The 23,004-nt window shown below is 41.3% G+C and carries 18 protein-coding genes; all 18 read left to right on the top strand.

The genetic code is table 11. From position 1 onward, the window contains the following. The first annotated feature begins 6 nt into the window (after positions 1 to 6). The 18 genes from MKY84_RS09665 to MKY84_RS09580 all read left to right on the top strand — a co-directional run bounded on the left by MKY84_RS09665 (position 7) and on the right by MKY84_RS09580 (position 23,003). Positions 7 to 1,251: a competence/damage-inducible protein A gene (locus MKY84_RS09665; RefSeq protein ID WP_342525797.1), complete on the top strand. Its 1,245-nt coding sequence runs from the start codon at positions 7 to 9 to the stop codon at positions 1,249 to 1,251. A gap of 180 nt (positions 1,252 to 1,431) precedes the next feature. Continuing rightward, on the top strand, positions 1,432 to 2,490 hold the full coding sequence (recA, locus tag MKY84_RS09660) for a recombinase RecA (protein ID WP_342525796.1): 1,059 nt from the start codon (positions 1,432 to 1,434) through the stop codon (positions 2,488 to 2,490). A gap of 168 nt (positions 2,491 to 2,658) precedes the next feature. Further along, positions 2,659 to 4,215 carry a ribonuclease Y gene (gene rny, locus MKY84_RS09655; RefSeq protein WP_342525795.1) on the top strand — a complete coding sequence of 519 codons (1,557 nt, stop codon included), beginning with the start codon at positions 2,659 to 2,661 and terminating at the stop codon, positions 4,213 to 4,215. A gap of 61 nt (positions 4,216 to 4,276) precedes the next feature. After that, entirely contained in the window at positions 4,277 to 5,071 is a 795-nt protein-coding gene (locus tag MKY84_RS09650; protein ID WP_342525794.1) for a TIGR00282 family metallophosphoesterase, read from the top strand. 72 nt (positions 5,072 to 5,143) lie between these two features. Beyond that, positions 5,144 to 5,413 (top strand): stage V sporulation protein S, encoded by a 270-nt coding sequence (locus tag MKY84_RS09645; RefSeq protein ID WP_342525793.1) that lies wholly within the window; start codon positions 5,144 to 5,146, stop codon positions 5,411 to 5,413. A 172-nt stretch (positions 5,414 to 5,585) separates the two neighbouring features. Further along, on the top strand, positions 5,586 to 7,325 hold the full coding sequence (locus MKY84_RS09640; RefSeq protein WP_342525792.1) for a 2-oxoacid:acceptor oxidoreductase subunit alpha: 1,740 nt from the start codon (positions 5,586 to 5,588) through the stop codon (positions 7,323 to 7,325). Further along, the gene (locus MKY84_RS09635) at positions 7,326 to 8,192 is read left to right on the top strand and encodes a 2-oxoacid:ferredoxin oxidoreductase subunit beta (RefSeq protein ID WP_342525791.1); all 867 of its coding nucleotides are present in this window, start codon (positions 7,326 to 7,328) and stop codon (positions 8,190 to 8,192) included. It begins immediately after the preceding gene. A gap of 130 nt (positions 8,193 to 8,322) precedes the next feature. Continuing rightward, positions 8,323 to 9,861: a tRNA (N6-isopentenyl adenosine(37)-C2)-methylthiotransferase MiaB gene (gene miaB, locus MKY84_RS09630; RefSeq protein ID WP_342525790.1), complete on the top strand. Its 1,539-nt coding sequence runs from the start codon at positions 8,323 to 8,325 to the stop codon at positions 9,859 to 9,861. Then, positions 9,858 to 10,283, top strand: coding sequence for a RicAFT regulatory complex protein RicA family protein (locus MKY84_RS09625; protein WP_342525789.1), 426 nt, complete (start codon positions 9,858 to 9,860; stop codon positions 10,281 to 10,283). Before miaB ends, MKY84_RS09625 begins: the two co-directional genes overlap by 4 nt. A gap of 107 nt (positions 10,284 to 10,390) precedes the next feature. After that, positions 10,391 to 11,365 (top strand): TAXI family TRAP transporter solute-binding subunit, encoded by a 975-nt coding sequence (locus tag MKY84_RS09620; protein ID WP_342525788.1) that lies wholly within the window; start codon positions 10,391 to 10,393, stop codon positions 11,363 to 11,365. A gap of 116 nt (positions 11,366 to 11,481) precedes the next feature. Beyond that, positions 11,482 to 11,997: a DUF1850 domain-containing protein gene (locus tag MKY84_RS09615; RefSeq protein WP_342525787.1), complete on the top strand. Its 516-nt coding sequence runs from the start codon at positions 11,482 to 11,484 to the stop codon at positions 11,995 to 11,997. Further along, complete coding sequence (locus MKY84_RS09610; protein ID WP_342525786.1) at positions 11,984 to 13,999, top strand: TRAP transporter permease; 2,016 nt, start codon at positions 11,984 to 11,986, stop codon at positions 13,997 to 13,999. The genes MKY84_RS09615 and MKY84_RS09610 overlap by 14 nt, the downstream gene beginning before the upstream one ends. Positions 14,000 to 14,076: 77 nt before the next feature. Continuing rightward, positions 14,077 to 14,568 (top strand): outer spore coat protein CotE, encoded by a 492-nt coding sequence (cotE, locus tag MKY84_RS09605; protein WP_342525785.1) that lies wholly within the window; start codon positions 14,077 to 14,079, stop codon positions 14,566 to 14,568. A gap of 90 nt (positions 14,569 to 14,658) precedes the next feature. Further along, positions 14,659 to 17,172, top strand: coding sequence for a DNA mismatch repair protein MutS (gene mutS, locus MKY84_RS09600; RefSeq protein WP_342525784.1), 2,514 nt, complete (start codon positions 14,659 to 14,661; stop codon positions 17,170 to 17,172). 7 nt (positions 17,173 to 17,179) lie between these two features. Continuing rightward, the gene (gene mutL, locus MKY84_RS09595; RefSeq protein ID WP_342525783.1) at positions 17,180 to 18,949 is read left to right on the top strand and encodes a DNA mismatch repair endonuclease MutL; all 1,770 of its coding nucleotides are present in this window, start codon (positions 17,180 to 17,182) and stop codon (positions 18,947 to 18,949) included. Between the two features lie 12 nt (positions 18,950 to 18,961). Next, complete coding sequence (gene glpK, locus MKY84_RS09590) at positions 18,962 to 20,473, top strand: glycerol kinase GlpK (protein WP_342525782.1); 1,512 nt, start codon at positions 18,962 to 18,964, stop codon at positions 20,471 to 20,473. Next, positions 20,470 to 22,101, top strand: a complete 1,632-nt coding sequence (locus tag MKY84_RS09585; RefSeq protein ID WP_342525781.1) for a glycerol-3-phosphate dehydrogenase/oxidase — start codon at positions 20,470 to 20,472, stop codon at positions 22,099 to 22,101. Before glpK ends, MKY84_RS09585 begins: the two co-directional genes overlap by 4 nt. Next, positions 22,101 to 23,003 (top strand): lysophospholipase, encoded by a 903-nt coding sequence (locus MKY84_RS09580; RefSeq protein ID WP_342525780.1) that lies wholly within the window; start codon positions 22,101 to 22,103, stop codon positions 23,001 to 23,003. The genes MKY84_RS09585 and MKY84_RS09580 overlap by 1 nt, the downstream gene beginning before the upstream one ends. Position 23,004: the final 1 nt, after the last annotated feature.

The following is a 23,004-nucleotide window of genomic DNA, read 5'->3' as shown; positions in this document are numbered from 1 at the left end:
TACACTATGCGTGCTGAGATTATTGCAGTAGGCTCAGAGCTACTGCTTGGACAAATCGTCAATACGAATGCTCGTTTTTTATCGACACAACTTGCTGAAATGGGAATCAATATTCATTTTCACACGGTTGTTGGAGATAATAAACAGCGCTTACTTGATGCTATTAAGATTGCTGAACAGCGTGCGGACATTCTCATTTTTTCGGGTGGCTTGGGGCCAACAAAAGATGATTTAACAAAACAAACAATCGCAACTCATCTAGGCACATCATTAGTGATTGATCAAGAAGCTATGGGGTACATTGAAGAGTTTTTTTCCAAGCGTGGTCGTGCAATGACAGAAAATAATAAGCAACAAGCTTTGGTCTTTGAAGGAGCTGCGGTGCTTAAAAATCATCATGGGATGGCTCCAGGTATGTTCTATCAGAATGATACGCATACGTATATTCTACTTCCGGGGCCGCCAAACGAGCTAGAACCGATGTTTCAGTTCGAAGCGAAACCACTTATTGCAAAAGATATTTATCAAAACCGGATGATCTTCTCGCATGTCATTCGTTTCTATGGTATTGGAGAAGCAGAGCTGGAAACTCGTTTGGAAGATTTGATTGAGTCGCAGACTAATCCAACGATAGCGCCATTAGCAACGGATAGTGAAGTAACCATTCGACTCACTGCTACTGGTGAAACAGAACAACAGGCATGGGAAGCTATCAAAGATGTACAAGCAGAGATACTTAATCGCGTGGGCCACTATGTTTATGGCTACAACAATGACTCACTTGCATCCAAACTTAAGCAGACCCTTATCGACAACAACTTAACAATCTCAGCAGCAGAGAGCATGACTGCAGGTTTATTTCAAGCAGAACTAGCTTCTATTCCCGGTATGGGTCAAGCACTTGCAGGAGGATTGGTTGTCTATAATGAAGAAGCTAAGGTCAAACAACTTGGCGTTCGTCCAGAAACGATTGCTGCATTTTCGGTGGTTAGTAAAGAAGTGGCTGAGGAGATGGCTCTGAATGTGAGCCGTCAGTTTGCAACAGATATTGGCATAGGTATAACCGGGGCTGCTGGACCAGATGAACATGCTGGCCAGCCTGTAGGTACGGTATGGATTGGTATAGCTTACAAAGGTTTAACACACAGCTATCAGTTACACCTGTCCGGTATGCGTAACACCAACCGTATTCGCGCGGTCAAATTTGCCATTCATTATCTCTTACAATTAGTTCAAAACGAAAATAAATAAAATCCTCATGAACCCATGGCTAAATTCCATGGGTTTTCTCTATGCACAAAATTCAATTTTGCCAAAATAGAGTTGTGTGAAAAAACACGAATAAACGTTCGCTTTTTTCTTGTGTTTTTCTCATTAAAGGAGTATAGTAAGTATAGAAACAATAATTGATTTCTTGGGAGGAATTTAATTTTGGCAGATCGTAAAGCAGCCTTAGAGATGGCTTTAAAACAAATAGAAAAACAATTCGGTAAAGGTTCCGTTATGAAACTCGGTGAAAAAACTGACCGTGAAATACAAACTTCTTCAAGTGGTTCACTAGCACTTGATGCAGCGCTTGGTGTTGGCGGCTACCCACGTGGTCGTATCGTAGAAATCTACGGTCCTGAAAGTTCAGGTAAAACAACTGTTGCATTGCACGCAATCGCAGAAGCACAAGCTTCGGGTGGAACTGCTGCATTTATCGATGCAGAGCATGCACTGGATCCTGTCTATGCACAAAAATTAGGCGTAAACATTGATGAGCTACTTCTTTCACAACCGGACACTGGAGAACAAGCACTTGAAATTGCTGAAGCACTTGTACGTAGTGGCGCAGTCGATATTCTTGTAATTGACTCAGTAGCTGCGTTAGTTCCAAAAGCAGAGATTGAAGGCGAGATGGGGGACTCTCATGTCGGTTTACAAGCACGTTTGATGTCACAAGCATTGCGTAAACTTTCTGGTGCAATCAACAAATCAAACACCATTGCCATCTTTATTAACCAGATTCGTGAAAAAGTTGGCGTTATGTTCGGAAATCCAGAAGTCACTCCGGGTGGCCGTGCACTGAAATTCTACAGTACAATTCGTTTAGAAGTTCGTCGTGCAGAAGCTATTAAACATGGTACTGACATCATGGGGAACAAGACAAAAATTAAAGTAGTGAAAAATAAGGTAGCTCCACCATTCCGTACTGCAGAAGTAGACATCATGTACGGAGAAGGTATTTCACAAGAAGGTGAAATCATCGATATGGGATCAGATTTAGATATCGTTCAAAAAAGCGGATCTTGGTATGCGTACAATGATGATCGTTTAGGACAAGGCCGTGAGAATGCTAAACAATTCTTGAAAGAAAACGAGTCAATCAGACATACAATCGCTTCTCAGATTCGTCAGTCACTAGGAATGGCGGCAAGTTCTTACACAATCGCTGCTCATAGTGAAGAAGAGGAAGAGGATTTTGAATTAGTACTTGATAAAGAATAATTTTTTTGCGCTCGTCTTTTGACGGGCGCTTTTTTCCATCAACTTGACAGTGATTTTTTATATCGATACAATGAGTTTGTATTTTCTATTATTTTTCATGCTAAAACGAAACCAGGCAGACAGTAGTCAGCCGACTGAAAACAACAAATAGCAAGAGGGGGTGTCTGCATGATTGAAATTATCATTCCCGCTTTGCTTGGTCTATTTGTCGGTGCCGTTGTTGGGTATTGGTATCTTAAAAAACTTAATGATTCCAAAGTCACTGGAGCGAAACAGTCCTCTGAACTGATTCTAGAAGAAGCAAAGCGCGAAGCGGAAGCACTTAAAAAAGAAGCACTTCTAGAAGCAAAAGACGAAGTACACACATTGCGCACAGAAGCAGAAGCTGACATTCGTGAAAGACGTTCTGAGCTTCAGAAACAAGAAAATCGCCTTGTTCAACGAGAAGAAAATCTTGATCGCAAAGATGAAACACTCGACAAGCGAGAAGCAGGTCTAGAACGTAAAGAAGAAGTGTTAGTGGAAAGACAACAGCATATTGAACAAAAAGAGAGTAAAGTGGAAGAGCTTGTTCACAAACAACAGCTTCAATTAGAGCGTATCTCAGCTCTAACACGTGAAGAAGCACGCAGCTTGATCTTACGCGAAGTTGAAAATGAATTGTCGACAGATATTGCTGTGATGACAAAAGAATTTGAAACGCGTGCTAAAGAAGAGGCGGACAAGCGCTCACGTGAAATTTTATCTCTTGCACTGCAGCGTTTTGCAGCTGATCATGTGGCAGAAACAACAGTATCTGTTGTCAACTTGCCAAATGATGAGATGAAGGGACGTATTATCGGTCGTGAAGGGCGAAACATCCGGACACTCGAAACACTCACAGGTATTGATTTAATTATCGATGACACACCAGAAGCAGTCATTCTGTCAGGTTTTGACCCGATTCGACGAGAAACAGCACGACTTGCACTCGAGAAGCTTGTACAAGATGGTCGTATTCACCCTGCCCGTATTGAAGAGATGGTAGATAAATCTCGTCGTGAAGTGGATGAATACATCCGTGAAGTTGGGGAGCAAACATCATTTGATGTGGGGATTCACAATCTTCACCCTGACTTAATTAAAATTTTAGGACGTTTACGCTATCGTACAAGTTATGGTCAAAATGTCTTGAAGCACTCTACTGAAGTTGCTTTCTTAGCTGGCTTATTAGCAGCAGAGCTTGGCGAAGATGTGACGCTTGCCCGTCGTGCTGGATTGTTACACGATATCGGAAAAGCGATTGATCATGAAGTGGAAGGTAGTCACGTAGAGATTGGTGTTGAGCTTGCTAAGAAGTACAAGGAGCACCCAGTCGTCATCAACAGTATCGCTTCTCACCATGGGGATACAGAGGCAACCTCTGTAATTGCTGTATTGGTTGCGGCGGCTGATGCTTTATCAGCAGCTCGCCCAGGTGCACGTAGTGAAACTCTTGAAAATTACATTAAACGTTTGCAAAAACTTGAAGAAATTTCAGAGTCGTATGATGGCGTTGAAAAATCATTTGCCGTTCAAGCGGGCCGAGAAATTCGCATTATTGTAAAGCCAGACGTGATTGATGATATTTCTGCTCATCGCCTTGCTCGCGATATTCGTAAGCGCATTGAAGAGGAATTAAATTACCCAGGTCATATCAAAGTTACTGTGATCCGTGAAACACGTTCTGTCGAATATGCTAAATAACAGCCATACGCAGGTCTGTCCTGCGTATGGTTTTATTATGTAGGAGAGTGAAGAAGGACAAATGAAAATTTTATTTATAGGTGATATCGTCGGTTCAATCGGACGTGATGCATTGGAGTCGTATTTACCAAGATTAAAGCGAAAGTACCAACCAGATGCCATTATTGTGAATGGAGAAAATGCTGCAGCAGGTCGAGGCATCACAAAAAAAATCTACGATGAATTATTATTCATGGGTGTTGATGTCGTGACAATGGGAAATCACACATGGGATCAAAAAGAAATTTTCGATTTCATAGATGACGCTGATTATTTGATTCGCCCAGCAAATTTTTCGGAAGAAGCACCGGGTAAAGGACATGTGACCATCTCTAAAAATGGAAAAGAATTAACCGTGATGAATTTGCACGGTCGCGTCTTTTTGCCTGCGCATGACTGTCCATTTAAGATGGTTGATTCTATGGTGGAAGAAGCTCAGAAAATCAGCCCTTATATTTTTGTCGATTTTCATGCAGAAGCAACCAGCGAGAAAATTGCATTTGGTTGGCATTTAGATGGTCGTGCATCTGTTGTTGTGGGAACGCACACCCACGTACAGACCGCAGACAACCGTATCTTGCCACAAGGTACTGCTTATATCACGGATGTGGGAATGACAGGTCCTTACGACGGCATTTTAGGAATGGGCCGTGAGAGCGTATTGTATAAATTCAAAACAAACCTACCAGCACGATTTGAAGTTCCTAAGACAGGGCGAGCTGTCATCAGTGGCTACTTTGTAGAACTGAACGAGCAAGGGAAGGCAGAGCACCAAGAACGTATCTATATTAATGACGACCAACCGTTTCAACAGTAGTCTAATCATTACTCTCGTAACATAAGTTAAAGTATGGACACCGTCCAAAGCTTTGATGGAAGGGAAAGAGAAATGGACTCACTTAAAGTTTCATCACGATCTAATCCGAACCTTGTTGCAGGTGCACTTGTAGCTGTCATTCGTGAAAAAGGGTATGCAGAGATGCAAGCCGTTGGAGCAGGGGCATTGAACCAAGCTGTGAAGGCCATTGCCATTGCTAGAGGATTTGTAGCACCGAGTGGGCAAGATCTCTATTGCAGTCCTGCTTTCGCAGATATTGAAATCGGTGGCGAAGAGCGAACCGCGTTAAAACTACTTGTTGAGAAAAAGAAAAAGTATTAAACGGCAGAGAGCTTATGCTCTCTGCTTTTTGACGGGATTGTGGCAAAATGATTCTTTTTATACGCCATTAGACTGAAATTGGGCAATTTCAGATACTATACATAGAGTAAACAATTGCTTCATGATAAACTAATGAAGGATTAGATCACGTACACATGAAGGAGAGATTAACATGTTGCAGCAGCTCGCTTGGAAAGTAGGAGGGCAACAAGGGGAAGGCATTGAGAGTACCGGAGAAATTTTCTCGATGGCCATGAACCGCCTTGGTTACTATCTATATGGATACCGCCACTTTTCATCTCGTATTAAAGGTGGACACACTAACAATAAAATAACTGTGAGACCTACGGAAGTCCGTACCATCGCAGATGATTTAGATATCTTAATTGCATTTGATCAAGAGACAATTGATTTAAATTATAAAGAATTAACAGCAACAGGTATTATTCTTGCCGATGCAAAATTCAATCCGGAGCAACCAGAAGATTCAAAAGCACCTGTCATTGCCATCCCATTCACAGAAATTGCATCTGAATTGGGTACATCTTTGATGAAGAATATGGTAGCAATCGGTGCATCAGCCGCTTTACTTAAATTAGATGTAGCAGTTTTTGAAGCAGTCGTGAAAGAAATATTTGCAAAAAAAGGTGAAGAAGTCGTTGCAAAAAACATGCAAGCTATTGAACAGGGCTATGCTAAATTAGTGGAAATGGCACCTGACAAAGCACAAGCTTATGAGCTTGAAGAAGCTGATGGTCAGCGTCGCCTCTACATGATTGGTAACGATGCAATAGCACTTGGTGCTTTAGCAGCTGGTGTTCGTTTTATGGCCGCTTACCCTATTACACCAGCATCAGAAATTATGGAATATCTAATTAAGAAACTACCTCTTTTCGGAGGTACTGTTATTCAAACAGAAGACGAGATAGCTGCTGCAACTATGGCAATCGGTTCTAACTACGGAGGAGTTCGTGCTTTCACAGCTTCTGCTGGACCTGGATTATCTTTAATGATGGAGGCTATTGGCCTCTCAGGTATGACAGAACAGCCTCTTGTAATTGTGGACACACAACGAGGAGGCCCTTCGACAGGACTTCCAACTAAACAAGAACAATCAGATTTGATGCAAATGATTTTTGGTACGCATGGAGACATTCCAAAGGTTGTCATCGCGCCAAGTACTGGTAAAGAAGCATTTTACGACACAATCCAAGCTTTTAATATTGCAGAAGAATTGCAATGTCCAGTCATTATTCTCTCAGACTTGCAGTTATCACTTGGTAAACAAACTGTTGAACCGTTTGACTACAATGCTATTCAAGTGACACGCGGCAAACTATTATCTGGTGAACAAGTTCCTGAAGCTGAAGAAAAATCATATTTTAAGCGCTATGAAGTGACTGAAGATGGTGTATCACCTCGCGTATTGCCAGGTATGAAACATGCCATTCACCATGTGACGGGTGTTGAGCACGATGAAACAGGCAAACCATCTGAAGCTGCTGGCAACCGTCAACATCAAATGGATAAACGAATGAAGAAGCTTCAAGCCATTCAGTTTGATCAACCTATCTACACAAACACGCCACATGAAAATCCTGATGTATTAGTAGTAGGATTCAATTCAACACGTGGTGTATTAGAAGAATTACAAAGTTCATTGAACGAGCAAGGAATTTCAACGAATCATGCTCATATTCGATTAATACAACCTTTCCCAGCTGAAGAGATGCACGCCCTTATTGAGTCGGCTAAACAGGTGTTCGTTGTTGAAAATAACGCAACTGGGCAACTGGCGTCGATTATCAAAATGAATGTTGGTGGGCATCAAAAGATTAAGAATGTACTGCGTTATGATGGCACGCCATTCTTACCGCGTCAGCTCGAGAATCAAGTGAAGGAGATGCTGTAAATGGCGACTTTTAAAGATTTTCGTAATAATGTGAAACCTAACTGGTGTCCCGGCTGTGGCGATTTTTCTGTCCAAGCAGCTATTCAACGTTCGGCAGCCAATGTCGGTATTGAGCCCCATGAACTCGCTGTAGTTTCGGGAATTGGTTGCTCAGGTCGTATTTCTGGCTATATTAATTCATATGGTTTCCACGGGATTCATGGACGTGCGCTTCCAATAGCTCAAGGTCTTAAAATGGCTAATCGTGATTTGCACGTTATTGCTTCAGGTGGAGATGGGGATGGCTTTGCCATTGGGATGGGGCATACCATTCACTCAATTCGACGTAATATTGATATCACTTACATTGTAATGGACAATCAAATTTACGGGTTAACAAAAGGACAAACATCACCACGCTCTGCGGCTGGATTTAAAACAAAGTCAACTCCTGGTGGTGCGATTGAACCTTCATTGAAACCAATGGAAATGGCACTTTCAGCAGGTGCTACGTTTGTTGCTCAAGGATTCTCTTCAGACATTAAAGAACTAACTGCAATTATTGAAGCAGGTATCAAGCATAAAGGGTTTGCATTCATTAATGTTTTCAGCCCTTGTGTAACGTACAATAAAATCAATACGTATGACTGGTTTAAAGAAAATCTTGTAAAGCTTTCTGAGCGTGAAGATTACGACTCAACAAATCGTGAGCAAGCGATGCAGGTTGTAATGGAAACAGAAGGTCTAGTGACGGGTATCATTTACCAAGATCAAGAGACGGCTTCATACCAGGAGCGTCTAACGGACTATTCTCAAACTCCTCTTGTCGAAGAAAACCTAACGATGAGCCAAGAACAATTCGAAGCTCTTCAAGCAGAATTCTTATAGGCTACAGCCGCTTCCTTGTGAGGCGGCTTTTTTGATTTTGAATTGCACAAAGCTGTGAACAGTATAGGCAGTGCGTCCCAATTTCGCTATACTTAGAAAGATGAAACTGAATGAAAGGGGATGCGGAACCATGAATGAAGAATCAAGGTTGCACAGCTCTCAAATCAAACCTGCCGAAAAAGTAGAAAAAGATTACAGTCAGTACTTTCAAACCGTCTATCAACCGCCCTCATTAAAAGATGCAAAAAAACGAGGAAAAGAAACAATTGCCTATCATTCCGATTTTGTTATAGATGAACAATTTAGAGGAATGGGTCAAAACCGAAAGTTTTATATTCGTACGTATGGTTGTCAAATGAATGAACATGACACAGAAGTAATGGCAGGGATATTTCTCGGTTTAGGTTATCAACCCACTGACACTGTAGAAGATGCAAACGTCTTATTACTGAATACATGTGCCATTCGAGAAAACGCTGAGAACAAAGTTTTTGGTGAACTTGGCCATTTCAAGAAATTGAAGCGGCAAAATCCCGATATACTAATCGGTGTTTGCGGGTGTATGTCTCAAGAAGAAGCAGTGGTTAAAAAGATCTTAAAAACATATGACCAAGTGGACATGATTTTTGGCACGCATAACATTCACCGCTTACCGCACATTCTTCATGAAGCCTATCTCTCAAAAGAAATGGTCATTGAAGTCTGGTCTAAAGAAGGGGATATCATTGAAAACCTTCCGCGCAAGAGGAAAGGCCAGATCAAAGCATGGGTCAACATTATGTACGGCTGTGACAAGTTCTGTACATACTGCATCGTTCCTTACACTAGAGGAAAAGAACGTAGTCGATTGCCCGTGGATATTATTCAAGAAGTTCGTGAGCTAGCTGCAGCGGGTTACAAAGAAGTTACATTGCTCGGTCAGAATGTAAATGCTTACGGCAAAGATTTTGATGATATGAATTACAGACTTGCGGACTTAATGAACGACTTACACAAAATTGATATTCCACGAATTCGCTTCACAACGAGTCATCCACGTGATTTTGATGATCATCTGATAGATGTTCTAGCGCAAGGCGGAAATTTAGTGGAACATATTCACTTACCCGTTCAATCAGGTTCGTCGGATGTGCTGAAAATCATGGCGAGGAAGTACAGTCGCGAACAGTATCTTGATCTAGTTCGTCGTATGAAAGAACGTATACCGAATTTGTCTCTTTCTACGGATATCATCGTCGGTTTTCCAAATGAGACAGAGGAGCAATTTGAAGAAACATTGTCTCTCTATCAAGAGGTAGGCTTTGAACTAGCCTATACGTATATTTACTCACCGCGGGAGGGAACTCCAGCAGCTAAGATGCAAGATAACGTACCGATGCACGTGAAGAAAGATAGATTACATCGCTTAAATGCAGTCGTCAATGAACTTTCGGCTCAAGCTCTGCTAAAACATCAAGATGAATTTGTTGAAGTATTAGTTGAGGGTGAGAGCAAAAAAAATCCAGAAGTACTAGCAGGCTATACTCGGAAAAGTAAGCTTGTAAACTTTACCGGTCCAAAAGAGTTGATTGGTAAGCTGGTACTTGTTAAAATTACAGAGGCTAAAACATGGTCACTCAATGGAGAGTTTGTTGAGCTTGCCAACACAGAAAAGGTGGAACTCGTATGAGTCAATATACAAAACAAGATATCATTGCAAAGGCACATGAAATCGCAACTATGATTGCACAGACTGAAGAAGTTGATTTCTTTAAACGTGCAGAAGCACAAATCAATGCAAACCAAAAAGTGAAAGAAAAGATTGCGAGCTTAAAGAGTCTACAAAAACAAGCTGTAAACTTCCAACATCTTGAGAAAGAAAAGGCGCTAAAACTGGTTGAATCAAAGATTGCGAAAGTCGAAGAAGAAATTGACGCAATTCCAATCGTTCAAGAATTCAAACAGTCGCAAGTAGAAGTAAATAATCTCCTTCAATTAGTCGCTCATTCAATCTCCAATAAAGTGACAAATGAAATTATTGAATCAACAGGTGGCGACTTACTTCAAGGTGTGACTGGGTCAGCACTGAAGAAAAACAACTCTTCTGAGTAATCTGAATTGCTTAGGTAGTGTGTCTTAGTTAGATCGACACACTGCCTTTTTTTTATGGTAAAATGAAAGCGGGTCCAAAACCTATTCGAGAAAAGGGAGGAAACAAAATGAACAAAAAGTTTAAGTTTCTAGGAACTACTTTCGCTGCTTCAGCATTATTGTTGGCTGCATGTGGAGGCGGAGATGGCGGAGGAGAATCGTCAGGTGAGAAAACGAAAGAAGATTTTCCTTACCTAAGTGTAGTTACTGGCGGAACACAAGGTACATACTATCCGCTAGGTGGTACGTTTGCTAACTTGATCACAGAAGAAACTGGCATTCAAACAACTGCTGAAGTTTCTCAAGCATCAGCTGCTAACATGACAGCACTTAAAGACGGAAACGCAGAAATCGCTTTCGTTCAAACAGATGTAGCTTTCTATGCAACAGAAGGTACATTCATGTTTGAAGATGGCGCAATTGAAGACATCTCAGCAATCGGTGCATTGTATCCTGAGACAATTCAAATTGTTACTCTTGAAAACACTGGGATTACTTCTGTAGAAGATCTTCGTGGTAAAAAGGTTTCTGTAGGAGCACCAGGTTCTGGTACTTATGCAAATGCTGAGCAAATTCTTGAAATCCATGGGATGACGATGGATGACGTTGACGCGCAGGCACTTGACTTCGGTGAGTCTCAAGAGAGCTTACAAGCTGGTCAAATTGACGCAGCATTTATCACTTCAGGTACACCAACTGGTGCTGTTGAAGCATTGAATGCAGTTGCTGATGTAAACATCGTTCCTGTTACAGCTGAAAAAGCTGCTGAATTAATCGAGAAATATCCATACTACGCTGAAGATATGGTTCCTTCAGGTACTTATGGATTAACAGAAGATGTTCCTACAGTTTCTGTATTAGCAATGCTTGCTGTTTCAAATGAACTACCAGAAGATCTTGTGTATGAAATTACTGCTGCTATCTATGGCAACACAGATCAAATCACGCATGCTAAGGGCGCATTTATCAAAGCTGAAACTGCTTTAGATGGTATCGGAATCGATATTCACCCGGGTGCACAAAAGTATTTTGACGAGCAATAAGTAATGACGAGCAATGGTTTCGGCCATTGCTTTTTTCATCCTTATCAATAGGTCATAAGCCGAAACTCGAAAACTAATTTTGGATTTGGGCTTATGTTCCTGAAGGTGTGAGATTTATGAAACAGGCTACACTTGGATTGATTGCGGCAGTTCTGCTTATGGTGGCTTTTTTTATACCCACCCAACAAGCATTAGTACTGAGTGAAACAAGAACGAACGAAAGAGTCTTTTATTACATTCCTGTCAAACAGGTAAAAGATTTTCAAGTGACATTTACACATTCCATTCATTTATCAGACGTCAACGAGTTTTATAGAATAGTAGAAGACGGACGTATTCAGTTTGTCAAAATGATTTATGAAGATTTGGCTGTTGGTATGCCAGGCTATGCTGAAGAGAATCAAACATTTGAGCGTATCAATGGTAAATGGGTACTCACTTCAGAGGATACATTTACAGATTCTTTTACACTGTATAATTCATCCATTCACAAAAAACTTGAATTACGGTACGATAATAAAATCTACGATTTGAAGCAACAAGTCCCAACTGGGCATTCTTATCGTATAGAAGTAGCAAAACTTTCAATTGCAGATGTTTGGAAAGGAGAAAAGATTGATGGAAGAGAATAAACAGAAACCAGAAAAACAAGATGTGGATTTACTTTCTGAAGAAGAACAAAAAGCGATTTTAGCAAAGTATGATGCGGAATCGAACACACGTGACCATCAAGGTATTATGCGTAAAATTGTCTACTGTTTTTTACTAGTGTTTACATTATTTCAATTGTACACGGCTATTAACGGACAATATACAGCTTACATCCAGCGCTCGATTCACTTAGGATTTGCGCTAGCATTAATCTTTTTACTATTCCCCGCTAGAAGAAAGTGGGCAGATAAGCCATCGATTCCGTGGTATGACTACATATTAGCCTTACTTTCGATAGCCGTTGGACTTTACTGGCCATTGTTTATTGATGATTTAGTGTTACGAGTTGGTAACTTACAAACCCCAGATTTCATTATTGGTATACTGGCAGTTGTTTTAACTTTAGAAGCTGCTCGTCGTGCAGTCGGTCTTCCAATTACAATTATTGCCGGTGTATTCTTAGTGTATGCATTTTTCGGGCCATACTTCCCTGGATTCTTAGCTCACCGCGGACAATCCATTGAAAGTATCGTTCAACTGATGTTCTTTACAACAGACGGGATTTTAGGTACTCCGTTAAGTGTATCGGCTACCTTTATCTTTGTTTTCTTATTGTTTGGGGCATTTTTGGTCAAAACAGGCGTTGGTCAATACTTCAATGATCTAGCTGTAACATTTGCTGGTAAATTGACAGGTGGTCCAGCCAAAGTTGCTATTTTCTCCAGTGCTTTACAAGGTACAATTTCAGGATCTTCTGTAGCCAACGTTGTTACATCAGGTTCGTACACAATTCCTATGATGAAAAAGCTTGGCTATCGCAAAGAGTTTGCCGGTGGTGTTGAGGCGGCTGCTTCAACCGGTGGTCAAATCATGCCACCTATCATGGGGGCAGCTGCTTTCTTAATGGTTGAATTTATTGGTAATGGAATCACGTATTGGGAAATTGCGAAAGCAGCAACTATTCCTGCTATTCTTTATTTCTCGGGCGTATGGATTATGACTCACTTTGAAGCGAAGCGTGTAGGACTGAAGGGTTTACCTGATGATCAAATGCCTGACCGCAAAGAAGTCTTAAAGAAGATTTATTTACTAGGTCCTATTATAGGAATTATTATCATGCTATTTGTTGGAGTTCCAACGATGCAGGCAGCCCTTTGGGGGATTGTATTGGCAATCGTTCTAAGCGCTATCGATAAATCAACTCGTTTAAGCTTTAAAGATATTATTGACGCTATGGTTGATGGTGCACGAACAGCACTTGCTGTCGCTGCGGCAACTGCAGCTGCGGGTATCATTGTTGGGGTCGTTGTGAAGACGGGGCTTGGTCTCGGTCTTGCGAACGGGCTAATCAGTGCAGCAGGTGGTAGCATCTTACTTACCTTGTTCTTCACAATGATTGCTTCCATCATTCTTGGTATGGGTTCACCGACAACCGCCAATTATGTTATTACGTCAACAATTGCTGCACCAGCCATTATTACATTGTTAATGATGGATGAGCCTGCAGGAGCTACAGTGCCATTAGTGATTGCCTTGTCTGCTCACTTCTTCGTGTTCTACTTTGGTATTGTGGCAGATATTACTCCACCCGTCGCCCTTGCAGCGTTTGCTGCTTCAGGTGTATCAGGAGGAGACCCAATCAAAACAGGGGTCAGTGCAGCTAAACTAGCCATTGCGGCATTCATAATTCCGTATATGATTGTTTTCTCACCTCAACTTCTGATGATTGATACCACACCTTTAGAAATTGCTTGGGTTCTCTTTACAGCTATCTCAGGTATGATTGCAATTGGAGCCGCTGTCATTGGGTTCTGGTACCGCAAAGTATTCTGGTATGAGCGTATTGTGGCTTTAGTTGCAGGATTACTTTTAGTCTATCCAGAAGGTTTGTCAGATACAATTGGATTAGTATTGTTCGTAATCTTACTAGCGATTCAATTTACAACGAAAGATAAGTTTACTCAAAAACCAGCAGCAGCTTAATTTTAACGTGCATCTCTTAATAAGAGATGCACGTTTTTTGGTTTCTCTGCATACAGTGAAGAAGAGGAGGCATGTGTGTGAAGAACTATCGCCATATCATCACGAAGGCGATTATTGGACACGGGAAGAAAAAACTTGAGAATAAAGCCATTGTTTCTCTTCCTCAACGTCCAAACCGCATATTAGGTTGTTGGATAGTCAATCATCATTACCAGGTGAAAAAAGGGAATAAGGAAGTAGAAATCATTGGCCAATTTGAAGTGAACATCTGGTATGCCTACGCGGGATCTAAAAAAACAGCGGTTCATGCTGAAGCCATTCATTACAAAGGACTGGTGCCGATTTCCTACGATGCTAAGCCTGTCTCTCGAGAAGATGTGTACGTAAAATCAATTGACGACCCAGAGTGTGAGACAGTGGAAATCGATGATGACGGAAAAGTGTGTGTCGAAACCGAGCACTGGGTACATGTTGAAGTAATTGGCGAAACCGCCATTTGTGTCGAGACATTTGAACAAAACTCTCATTTTGAACAAAATTCTCATGATGAGAGTTCATCACCTTTTTAAAGGGAACCTAGCGATAGGTTCCTTTTTTCTGTCATGAAAAAGTCTGCTATACTTACACTACATTGATTGAACGCAAAGGCGGTTATCCACATGACATATACACCCATGATGCAACAATACTTAGCAATTAAAGAGCAGTATAAAAATGAGTTTTTATTTTTCCGTCTCGGTGATTTTTACGAGTTGTTTTTTGAAGATGCCAAGCGAGCAGCTTCACTATTAGAAATCACATTAACAGGTAAAGATGCGGGGGCTAAAGAACGTATTCCAATGTGTGGTGTTCCTTATCACGCAGCAGCCGGGTATATCGAAACTCTAGTCAGTAAAGGCTACCGTGTAGCAGTATGCGAACAAGTGGAGAATCCGAAAGTGGCAAAAGGTATCGTCAAACGGGAAGTTGTCCAAGTGATCACACCTGGCACACTGTTTGAAGGGAAAACCATCTCATCAGCATCTAATCATTTCATAGGGGCTGCTATACTAACAGATCCCATTCAGTTAGCTTATTTAGACGTTGCCACGGGGCAAGCCTATTCAACAACTTTGTCGGCAGACCCTCGTACGTTATTTGCCAAAGCGCAAGAACTTAATATTAAGGAATTAGTAATACAACCACATGACTTATTGTTACTAGAAGAGTTGAGCGAACTCTATGATATTCACTTATCCGTTTACTTAAATGAATTGCTTACTCATGAGGAAAACTTCTCAAATGAGGCCAGCTTGTTACTCGTTTCTTATTTACGAATGACGCAGAAACGCACATTGACGCATTTGCAGCAATTTGATCATTACGAAGATACGGCATTTTTGAGCATCGATAGCGCATCTAAACGCAATTTAGAATTGATTCAATCCATTCGTTCAGGTGAGCAAAAAGGGACGTTAGTTTGGTTGCTGGATGAAACAAAAACAGCCATGGGTTCGCGAAAATTAAAACAATGGATTCACCAGCCTCTAGCGCACAAAGCGCAAATCGAAAAACGGTTAAATCGAGTGGAAGCCCTACTCGAAGAATTTATGACCCACGAAGAAATCAAAGAAGCTCTCACCAGCGTCTATGATATGGAACGATTAGTGGGAAAAGTGAGCTTTGGCACTTTATCTGGAAAAGATGCCGCGCAACTGCGTCGAACACTTCAACAAGTCCCCGTGATTCGAGAGTTGTTAATCCAATCAAGCTCAGAATATCTTTCGCAGCTAGGAGTAACATTAGAAGATCCTGTAGAATGTCGTGAACTTTTAGAGAGAGCTATCGCTGAAACACCCCCACTGTCACTGAAAGATGGAGGTGTCATTCGCTCTGGTTATTCTGATGAACTCGATGAATTACGCTATCTATCGACAAATGGTAAAGACTGGCTCGCGGAATTAGAACAAAAAGAGCGTCAAATTACTGGCGCTAAAAATTTAAAAATTGGCTACAACCGAATTTTTGGATACTATATTGAATTAACAAAATCGATGGTCCATCTAGCAGACGAAAGTCGCTATATACGCAAACAAACACTTGCCAATGCGGAGCGGTTTATAACCGAAGAGTTAAAAGAAAAAGAAACCTTGATTCTAAATGCTCAAGAACAAGCATTTGTACTTGAAACACAACTATTTGAAGAACTAAGACTAAACATTCAATCCCACATTCCCATTTTACAAAAAGTGGCTGATAAAATTAGCGAACTAGATGTTCTTCAAGCATTTGCGACATGTGCGAATCGCTACCAATTGACGCGTCCACTATTTGAAGAAGGTATTCAAATGGAAATTCGTGAGGGACGGCATCCTGTAGTTGAGAAAATGATGAACAATCATCATTATGTTGCTAATGATTGTGTGCTGACTGATTCTCAAAATATGTTGCTTATCACGGGCCCTAATATGTCTGGTAAGAGTACTTATATGCGTCAAATCGCAATCACGATTATCATGGCCCAAATGGGTTCATTTGTTCCAGCCAAGTTAGCGAGATTACCAATTACAGATAAGATCTTTACACGTATCGGTGCTGCCGATGATTTGGCGGGTGGACAAAGCACGTTCATGCTTGAAATGGTGGAGTCTCGAAATGCTATCGTTGGTGCCACTGCCAACAGTTTATTGCTGTTCGATGAAATTGGGCGTGGAACATCGACGTACGATGGAATGAGTCTTGCCCAGGCGATGATGGAGTATATTCATGATAAAATTGGAGCCAATACACTTTTCTCAACGCACTACCATGAATTAACGGAACTTGAAGGACAATTGGCACGACTTAAAAACGTGCATGTCGCTGCAACAGAACAAGATAGAAAAGTCGTCTTTCAACATAAAGTGAAAGATGGTGCGGCCGATAAAAGTTACGGTATTCATGTGGCGGAACTTGCGGAGTTACCTTCCGTGATTATTCAGAGAGCACAACAACTATTAACGGATTATGAGGAGCAAGAAGATCGTCAATTATCACTATTTGATTTCCAACAACTTTCAACTATCCAAGAACCAGTCATTCAGGAACCCCATGTAGTGATTCAACAACTTCAACAGATGAATGTACTGGAATTAACACCAATAGAAGCGATGAACATTCTATTTGCCCTTCAAAAGCAAGTCGTAGAGGAGTGAGGATAGCTTGACCAAAATTAGAGTCATGGATGAACTATTATCCAATAAGATTGCTGCAGGAGAGGTAGTGGAACGGCCAGCGAGCGTTGTCAAAGAGCTCGTTGAAAATGCTATTGATGCCAATAGCTCCTCCATTCAAATCGATTTACTTGAAGCAGGGCTACAAAAAATTGAAGTAACGGATAATGGAGAAGGTATGGACCGACAAGATGCAGAGCTCGCCTTTTCACGCCATGCCACTTCAAAATTAACAAATGAACACGAGTTATTCCGAATTCGGTCCCTAGGGTTTAGAGGAGAAGCTTTGGCTAGTATTGCGGCAGTCTCGAAAATAACGATGCAGACTTCTACAGGAATTGAGCAAGGAACTGTGATTCAATTAGAGGGCGGTCGTATAACAGAGGTAGTAGATGGCCCTCTCCGAAAAGGAACAATATTCCGAGTTGAACAGCTATTTTTCAACACACCGGCTCGTCTGAAGCATGTTAAATCCATTCAAACGGAGCTCGGACATTCGATTGATTTAATCAACCGACTTGCGCTCAGTTATCCCAGCATAGCGTTTACACTGTCTCATAATGGCCAAGTGTTGCTCCAAACTTCAGGTCGCGGCAGTCTTCAGCAAGTCGCGGCAGCCATTTATGGAACAGCCACCGTCAAACATATGGTGCCTTTCGAGGCTGAGAATGAAGATTTTAAAATCAGCGGCTTAACTTCGCAACCAACTATTACTCGCGCATCTAAAAACTATTTAACGATTTTTATAAACGGCCGTTGGATCAAACATTTCGGTTTAAATCGGGCGATTGAAGAGGCATATCACACCTATCTCCCTATAGGTCGTTATCCCATAACTTTACTTTCTGTAACTGTCGATCCTTTGTTGACAGATGTGAATGTACATCCTGCTAAACATCAAATCCGACTCAGTAAAGAGAAAGAGCTCGAATTATTTGTCACGAAAACGCTTCGTGATGCCATTCGACAACGACAGGAAATTCCAAAAGCTAGTCCACCTAAAGTTGACACGGCATCTAGCATTCAATCTACTTTATTTGCAAAAGAAAAAGTAGAGGCGACTTATGATGAATGGGTGCTTCCAGTTGAATCTCCAACGGCATTAAACGATAGCTCTGCTACTACTAAAGTCGAAGCACCACAACAGGTAAAAAGTGAAGAGTCAAAAGCACCAGAACTTCCGGATATGGATGTAGTGGGTCAAATTCACGGCACCTATATTGTAGGACAAGCTAGTGATGGGTTTTACCTAATTGACCAACATGCTGCTCAAGAGAGAATCAAGTATGAGTTTTACCGTAAGAAAGTAGGGGAAGTGAACCATCAAGAGCTGCAACTTCTTTTGCTGCCTTTGACATTTCATTTTTCTCTTGACGAAGCGTTGCGGATTAAAGAAAATCGGGAGCAGTTACAAGCTGTAGGGATTCAAGTAGAGGACTTTGGCCAGTCCAGTTTTGTAGTCCGAGAACACCCCTCATGGTTCCCTAAAAATCAAGAACGTCAAATTATTGAGACGATGATTCAAACCGTCTTAGATAAACGACAAGTTGACGTGGCTAAGCTTCGAGAAGAAGCGGCCATCTTGATGAGTTGTAAATTATCAATTAAAGCGAATCATTATTTACCTTTAGAACAAATGAATACGCTACTTCAAGACTTGAAGAATTGTGAACAACCCTACACATGTCCACATGGACGCCCAGTTGTTATCCACTTTTCAAGTTATGAAGTGGAGAAAATGTTTAAAAGAGTTATGTAGAGGAGACTGACAATGGACTATATTCTAGCGATTGACCAAGGAACGACTAGCTCACGGGCCATTCTATTTACACAAGACGGAATACCAGCACACACTTCTCAAAAAGAATTCACTCAACATTTTCCCCATTCAGGATGGGTTGAACATGATGCTCAAGAAATATGGGGCTCAGTACTATCTTGTATAGCTGGTGTTTTGACGGAAGCCAATGCTCAGCCAGAACAGGTAAAAGGGATAGGAATCACGAATCAACGAGAAACAACAGTCGTTTGGAACAAAAAAACGGGTAAACCTATTTATCACGCGATTGTATGGCAGTCACGGCAGACTAATGGTGTCATCAAAAATTGGCGAGACAAAGGCTACGAACAAGTAGTCACAGAAAAAACGGGATTACGTTTAGATCCATATTTTTCAGCTAGTAAAGTAGCTTGGATTTTAAAAGAAGTAGAAGGTGCTAGAGAGCTTGCAGAACAAGGAGACTTGCTCTTTGGGACGATCGAAACTTGGTTGATTTGGAAGCTGAGTGGAAACAAGACGCATGTAACAGACTATTCGAATGCTTCAAGAACCTTGCTCTATAATATTCATGACCTAAAGTGGGATGAAGAGCTGTTGGAGTTGTTTGATATTCCTTCTTCTATGCTGGCGGAAGTAGTAGATTGTTCAGGAGAAATCGCTATGACCGACCCCTCCGTATTTTTTGGAAAACAAATTCCTATTGCGGGTTCAGCCGGTGATCAACAAGCTGCCTTATTTGGACAAGCTTGTTTCACAAAAGGTATGGCAAAAAACACCTATGGTACAGGTTGCTTTATGCTAGTTAATACTGGAGAACAACCTGTGTCATCTGAGGATGGTTTGTTAACAACAATCGCCTGGGGATTAAACGGTAAGGTTCACTATGCTTTAGAAGGTAGCGTATTCGTTGCAGGTTCAGCCATTCAATGGTTACGTGACGGTTTAAGAATGCTACGTCATGCGTCTGACTCAGAAAGTTATGCAGCTCGGGTGGATTCCACCGAGGGCGTTTATGTAGTTCCTGCCTTTGTAGGTTTAGGAACACCCTATTGGGATTCGGATGTACGAGGTGCCATCTTTGGCTTGACTCGTGGTACGGAAAAAGAACATTTCATTCGAGCTGTACTAGAATCTTTAGCGTATCAAACGAAAGATGTCTTGATGGCTATGCAAGAAGCGGCTGGTATGGAGATTGAAACATTACGAGTAGATGGTGGAGCCGTTGACAATGCTTTCCTCATGCAATTCCAGTCTGATATTTTACAAGCGTCGATTGAAAAAGCTGGATTAAATGAAACGACTGCACTTGGAGCCGCTTACTTAGCAGGGCTGGGTGTAGGTTTTTGGAAATCGTTAGAAGAAATTGAACACTTACACAAAACTTCAAAGGCGTTTGAGCCGAAAATGACTGTTGAATTGAGCGACGAACTTTACAGTGGATGGCAACAAGCTGTAGCAGCTACACGTACATTTAAACCAACTGAAGGGGAGCGATCAAAATGAAATCGTATTTAGACCGGGCGTATTTAAAAGACACTTTGGATTCTTATCAATTTGATGTTCTCGTTATCGGAGGTGGTATCACAGGCGCTGGTATAGCTCTAGATGCCATTTCTCGTGGATTGACAGTAGCGCTTGTAGAAATGCAAGATTTCGCAGCAGGGACTTCTTCTCGGTCTACTAAGCTAGTGCATGGAGGCCTGCGCTATTTAAAACAATTTGAAATCCAAATGGTCAGTGAAGTAGGGAAAGAAAGAGAGATTGTTTATCAAAACGCAAAACATGTGACAACTCCTGAATGGATGATGCTACCTTTTTATAAGGATGGCACATTTGGACCTCTTTCTACTTCAGTAGGTTTAAAAGTTTATGACTACTTAGCGGGTGTAAAAAAAGAAGAGCGTCGTGAAATGCTCTCCAAGCAAGAGGTGCTAAGGCTCGAGCCATTGTTAAAGCCTAAAGGGCTTAAAGGTGGCGGCTACTATGTAGAATACCGAACCGATGATGCGCGTCTGACAATTGAAGTATTGAAAAAAGCAATTGAGCTTGGTGCCGTTTGTTTGAACTATGTAAAAGCGCAAGAGTTTCTCTACCAAGAAGATAAAGTGATTGGTATTCAAGCTGTAGATCAATTATCGGATGAGAGTTTTGATATACATGCGAAAACTGTTATCAACGCAGCAGGTCCGTGGGTCGATGAAGTGCGGGAAAAAGACCGAATGGAAAACAATAAACATCTTCAATTAACAAAAGGTGTGCATATTGTTGTCGATCAAAGTCGTTTCCCATTACAACAGGCAGTTTATTTTGACGTGCCGGATGGTCGTATGATTTTTGCTGTTCCTCGTAACGGAAAAACATATGTTGGTACAACGGATACATTTTATGATGAGGATCCTCAACATCCACTGGCGACTGATGAAGATATAGCTTATTTAGTAGGAGCCTCTAATCAGTTGTTTCCATCCCTTCAGATAACACGACAAGACGTGGAATCAACGTGGGCAGGTGTAAGACCATTAATCTCTGAAGATGGCAAATCAGCGTCAGAGATCTCACGCAAGGATGAAATTTGGGTATCTAGCACGGGTCTCGTCACAATTGCCGGTGGGAAATTAACTGGCTACCGGAAAATGGCGGAAGATGTTATTGATACCATCCAAGATAATTATTCGAGAGAGTTACCGCCATCCCCAACAAAGCAACTCCCATTATCAGGTGGCGATTATGGTTTGCTTGATTTTGATGAGTACATTTATGAACGGTCAAAACAACTTATTTACTATGGTCTCTCACTTCAAGAAGCCAAACAACTGGTTGCTTTCTTAGGGAAAAATACAGAAGGTGTAATTGGCTATATTCCTTATGTGGAAACATGGGAAGCCCCTACACTCAACTTAAAAGATAAATTACTACTTTATTACACAATCCATAACGAGATGGTCACAAATTTATGTGATTTTTATATTCGCAGAACAGGCTATCTCTACTTTGATATTCAACGAGTGGAATCTACGTGGAAAGAAGTCAGTGCTATTTTGGCAAAAGAACTTCACTTAACGGATGTTCAGAAACAAGCCGGAGAAGAAGAACTTGCATTACGCATTTCTGAAGCAAAGGGGTTACTTTAATGAATACAAATTGGCATGAAATGACCGATGGGCATCCTGTTTTTATGAGAACTTTTCCAAATGATGAAGCAGTAGCCACTATCTTCATCTTACACGGTCTAGCCGAACATTCAGGCCGTTACAAAGATTATGCTGAGTTTCTAGTCGCTAAGGGTTTTGAGGTATGTGTCCCTGATCATCGGGGGCATGGTGAAACTGGAATCCGTTCAGGGAAATTAGGCTATTTTGCGGAAGAAAATGGTTTTGAACGTGTTGTAGATGATATCAATGAATTGATTTACCTGCACAAACAAGCCAAACCACACCATAAAATTATTCTATTAGGTCATAGTATGGGCTCATTTTTAGCTAGAAGGTATGTTCAAAAATATCCTGCTGCTATCGATAAGCTCGTTCTAGTAGGAACTGGTGGAAACCCAGGAATAATGGGTACAGTTGGTTCAGCAATTGCACGTTTCCGTTCTAGAGGTGCGGGTGCGAGGAAAGATGCAGTATTGTTAAACAAGTTAACCTTTGGGAATTACAATAAGGCCATTGACTTGACTACTACAGAGTTTGATTGGTTATCTACAGACTCTTCTGTCGTTCAAGCCTACATTGCAGATCCTCTATGTGGATTTGTTTCAACGAATAAACTGTACGCAGATTTACTTACAGGGCTACAAACTATTCATAAAAACCAATCGGTCAAAGCTATGCGCAAAGATTTACCAATTTTACTCATTGCAGGTTCAGATGACCCGGTAGGAAACTACGGGAAAGGTGTTCGTGCCGTTGCGAAAAGCTATGAAAAAGCAGGCTTTTTAGATGTAAAACTTGTCTTAATCGAAAACGAGAGACATGAAATTTTGAATGGGAAAACGCGACAAACAGTTTACGATCAGATAATAGGGTGGCTTTAAA

This window comes from Chryseomicrobium sp. FSL W7-1435 (assembly GCF_038595005.1).
GTDB lineage: Bacteria > Bacillota > Bacilli > Bacillales_A > Planococcaceae > Chryseomicrobium.
The sequence above is the reverse complement of the archived record's forward strand: the minus strand, read 5'-3'. Positions and strand labels throughout refer to the sequence as shown.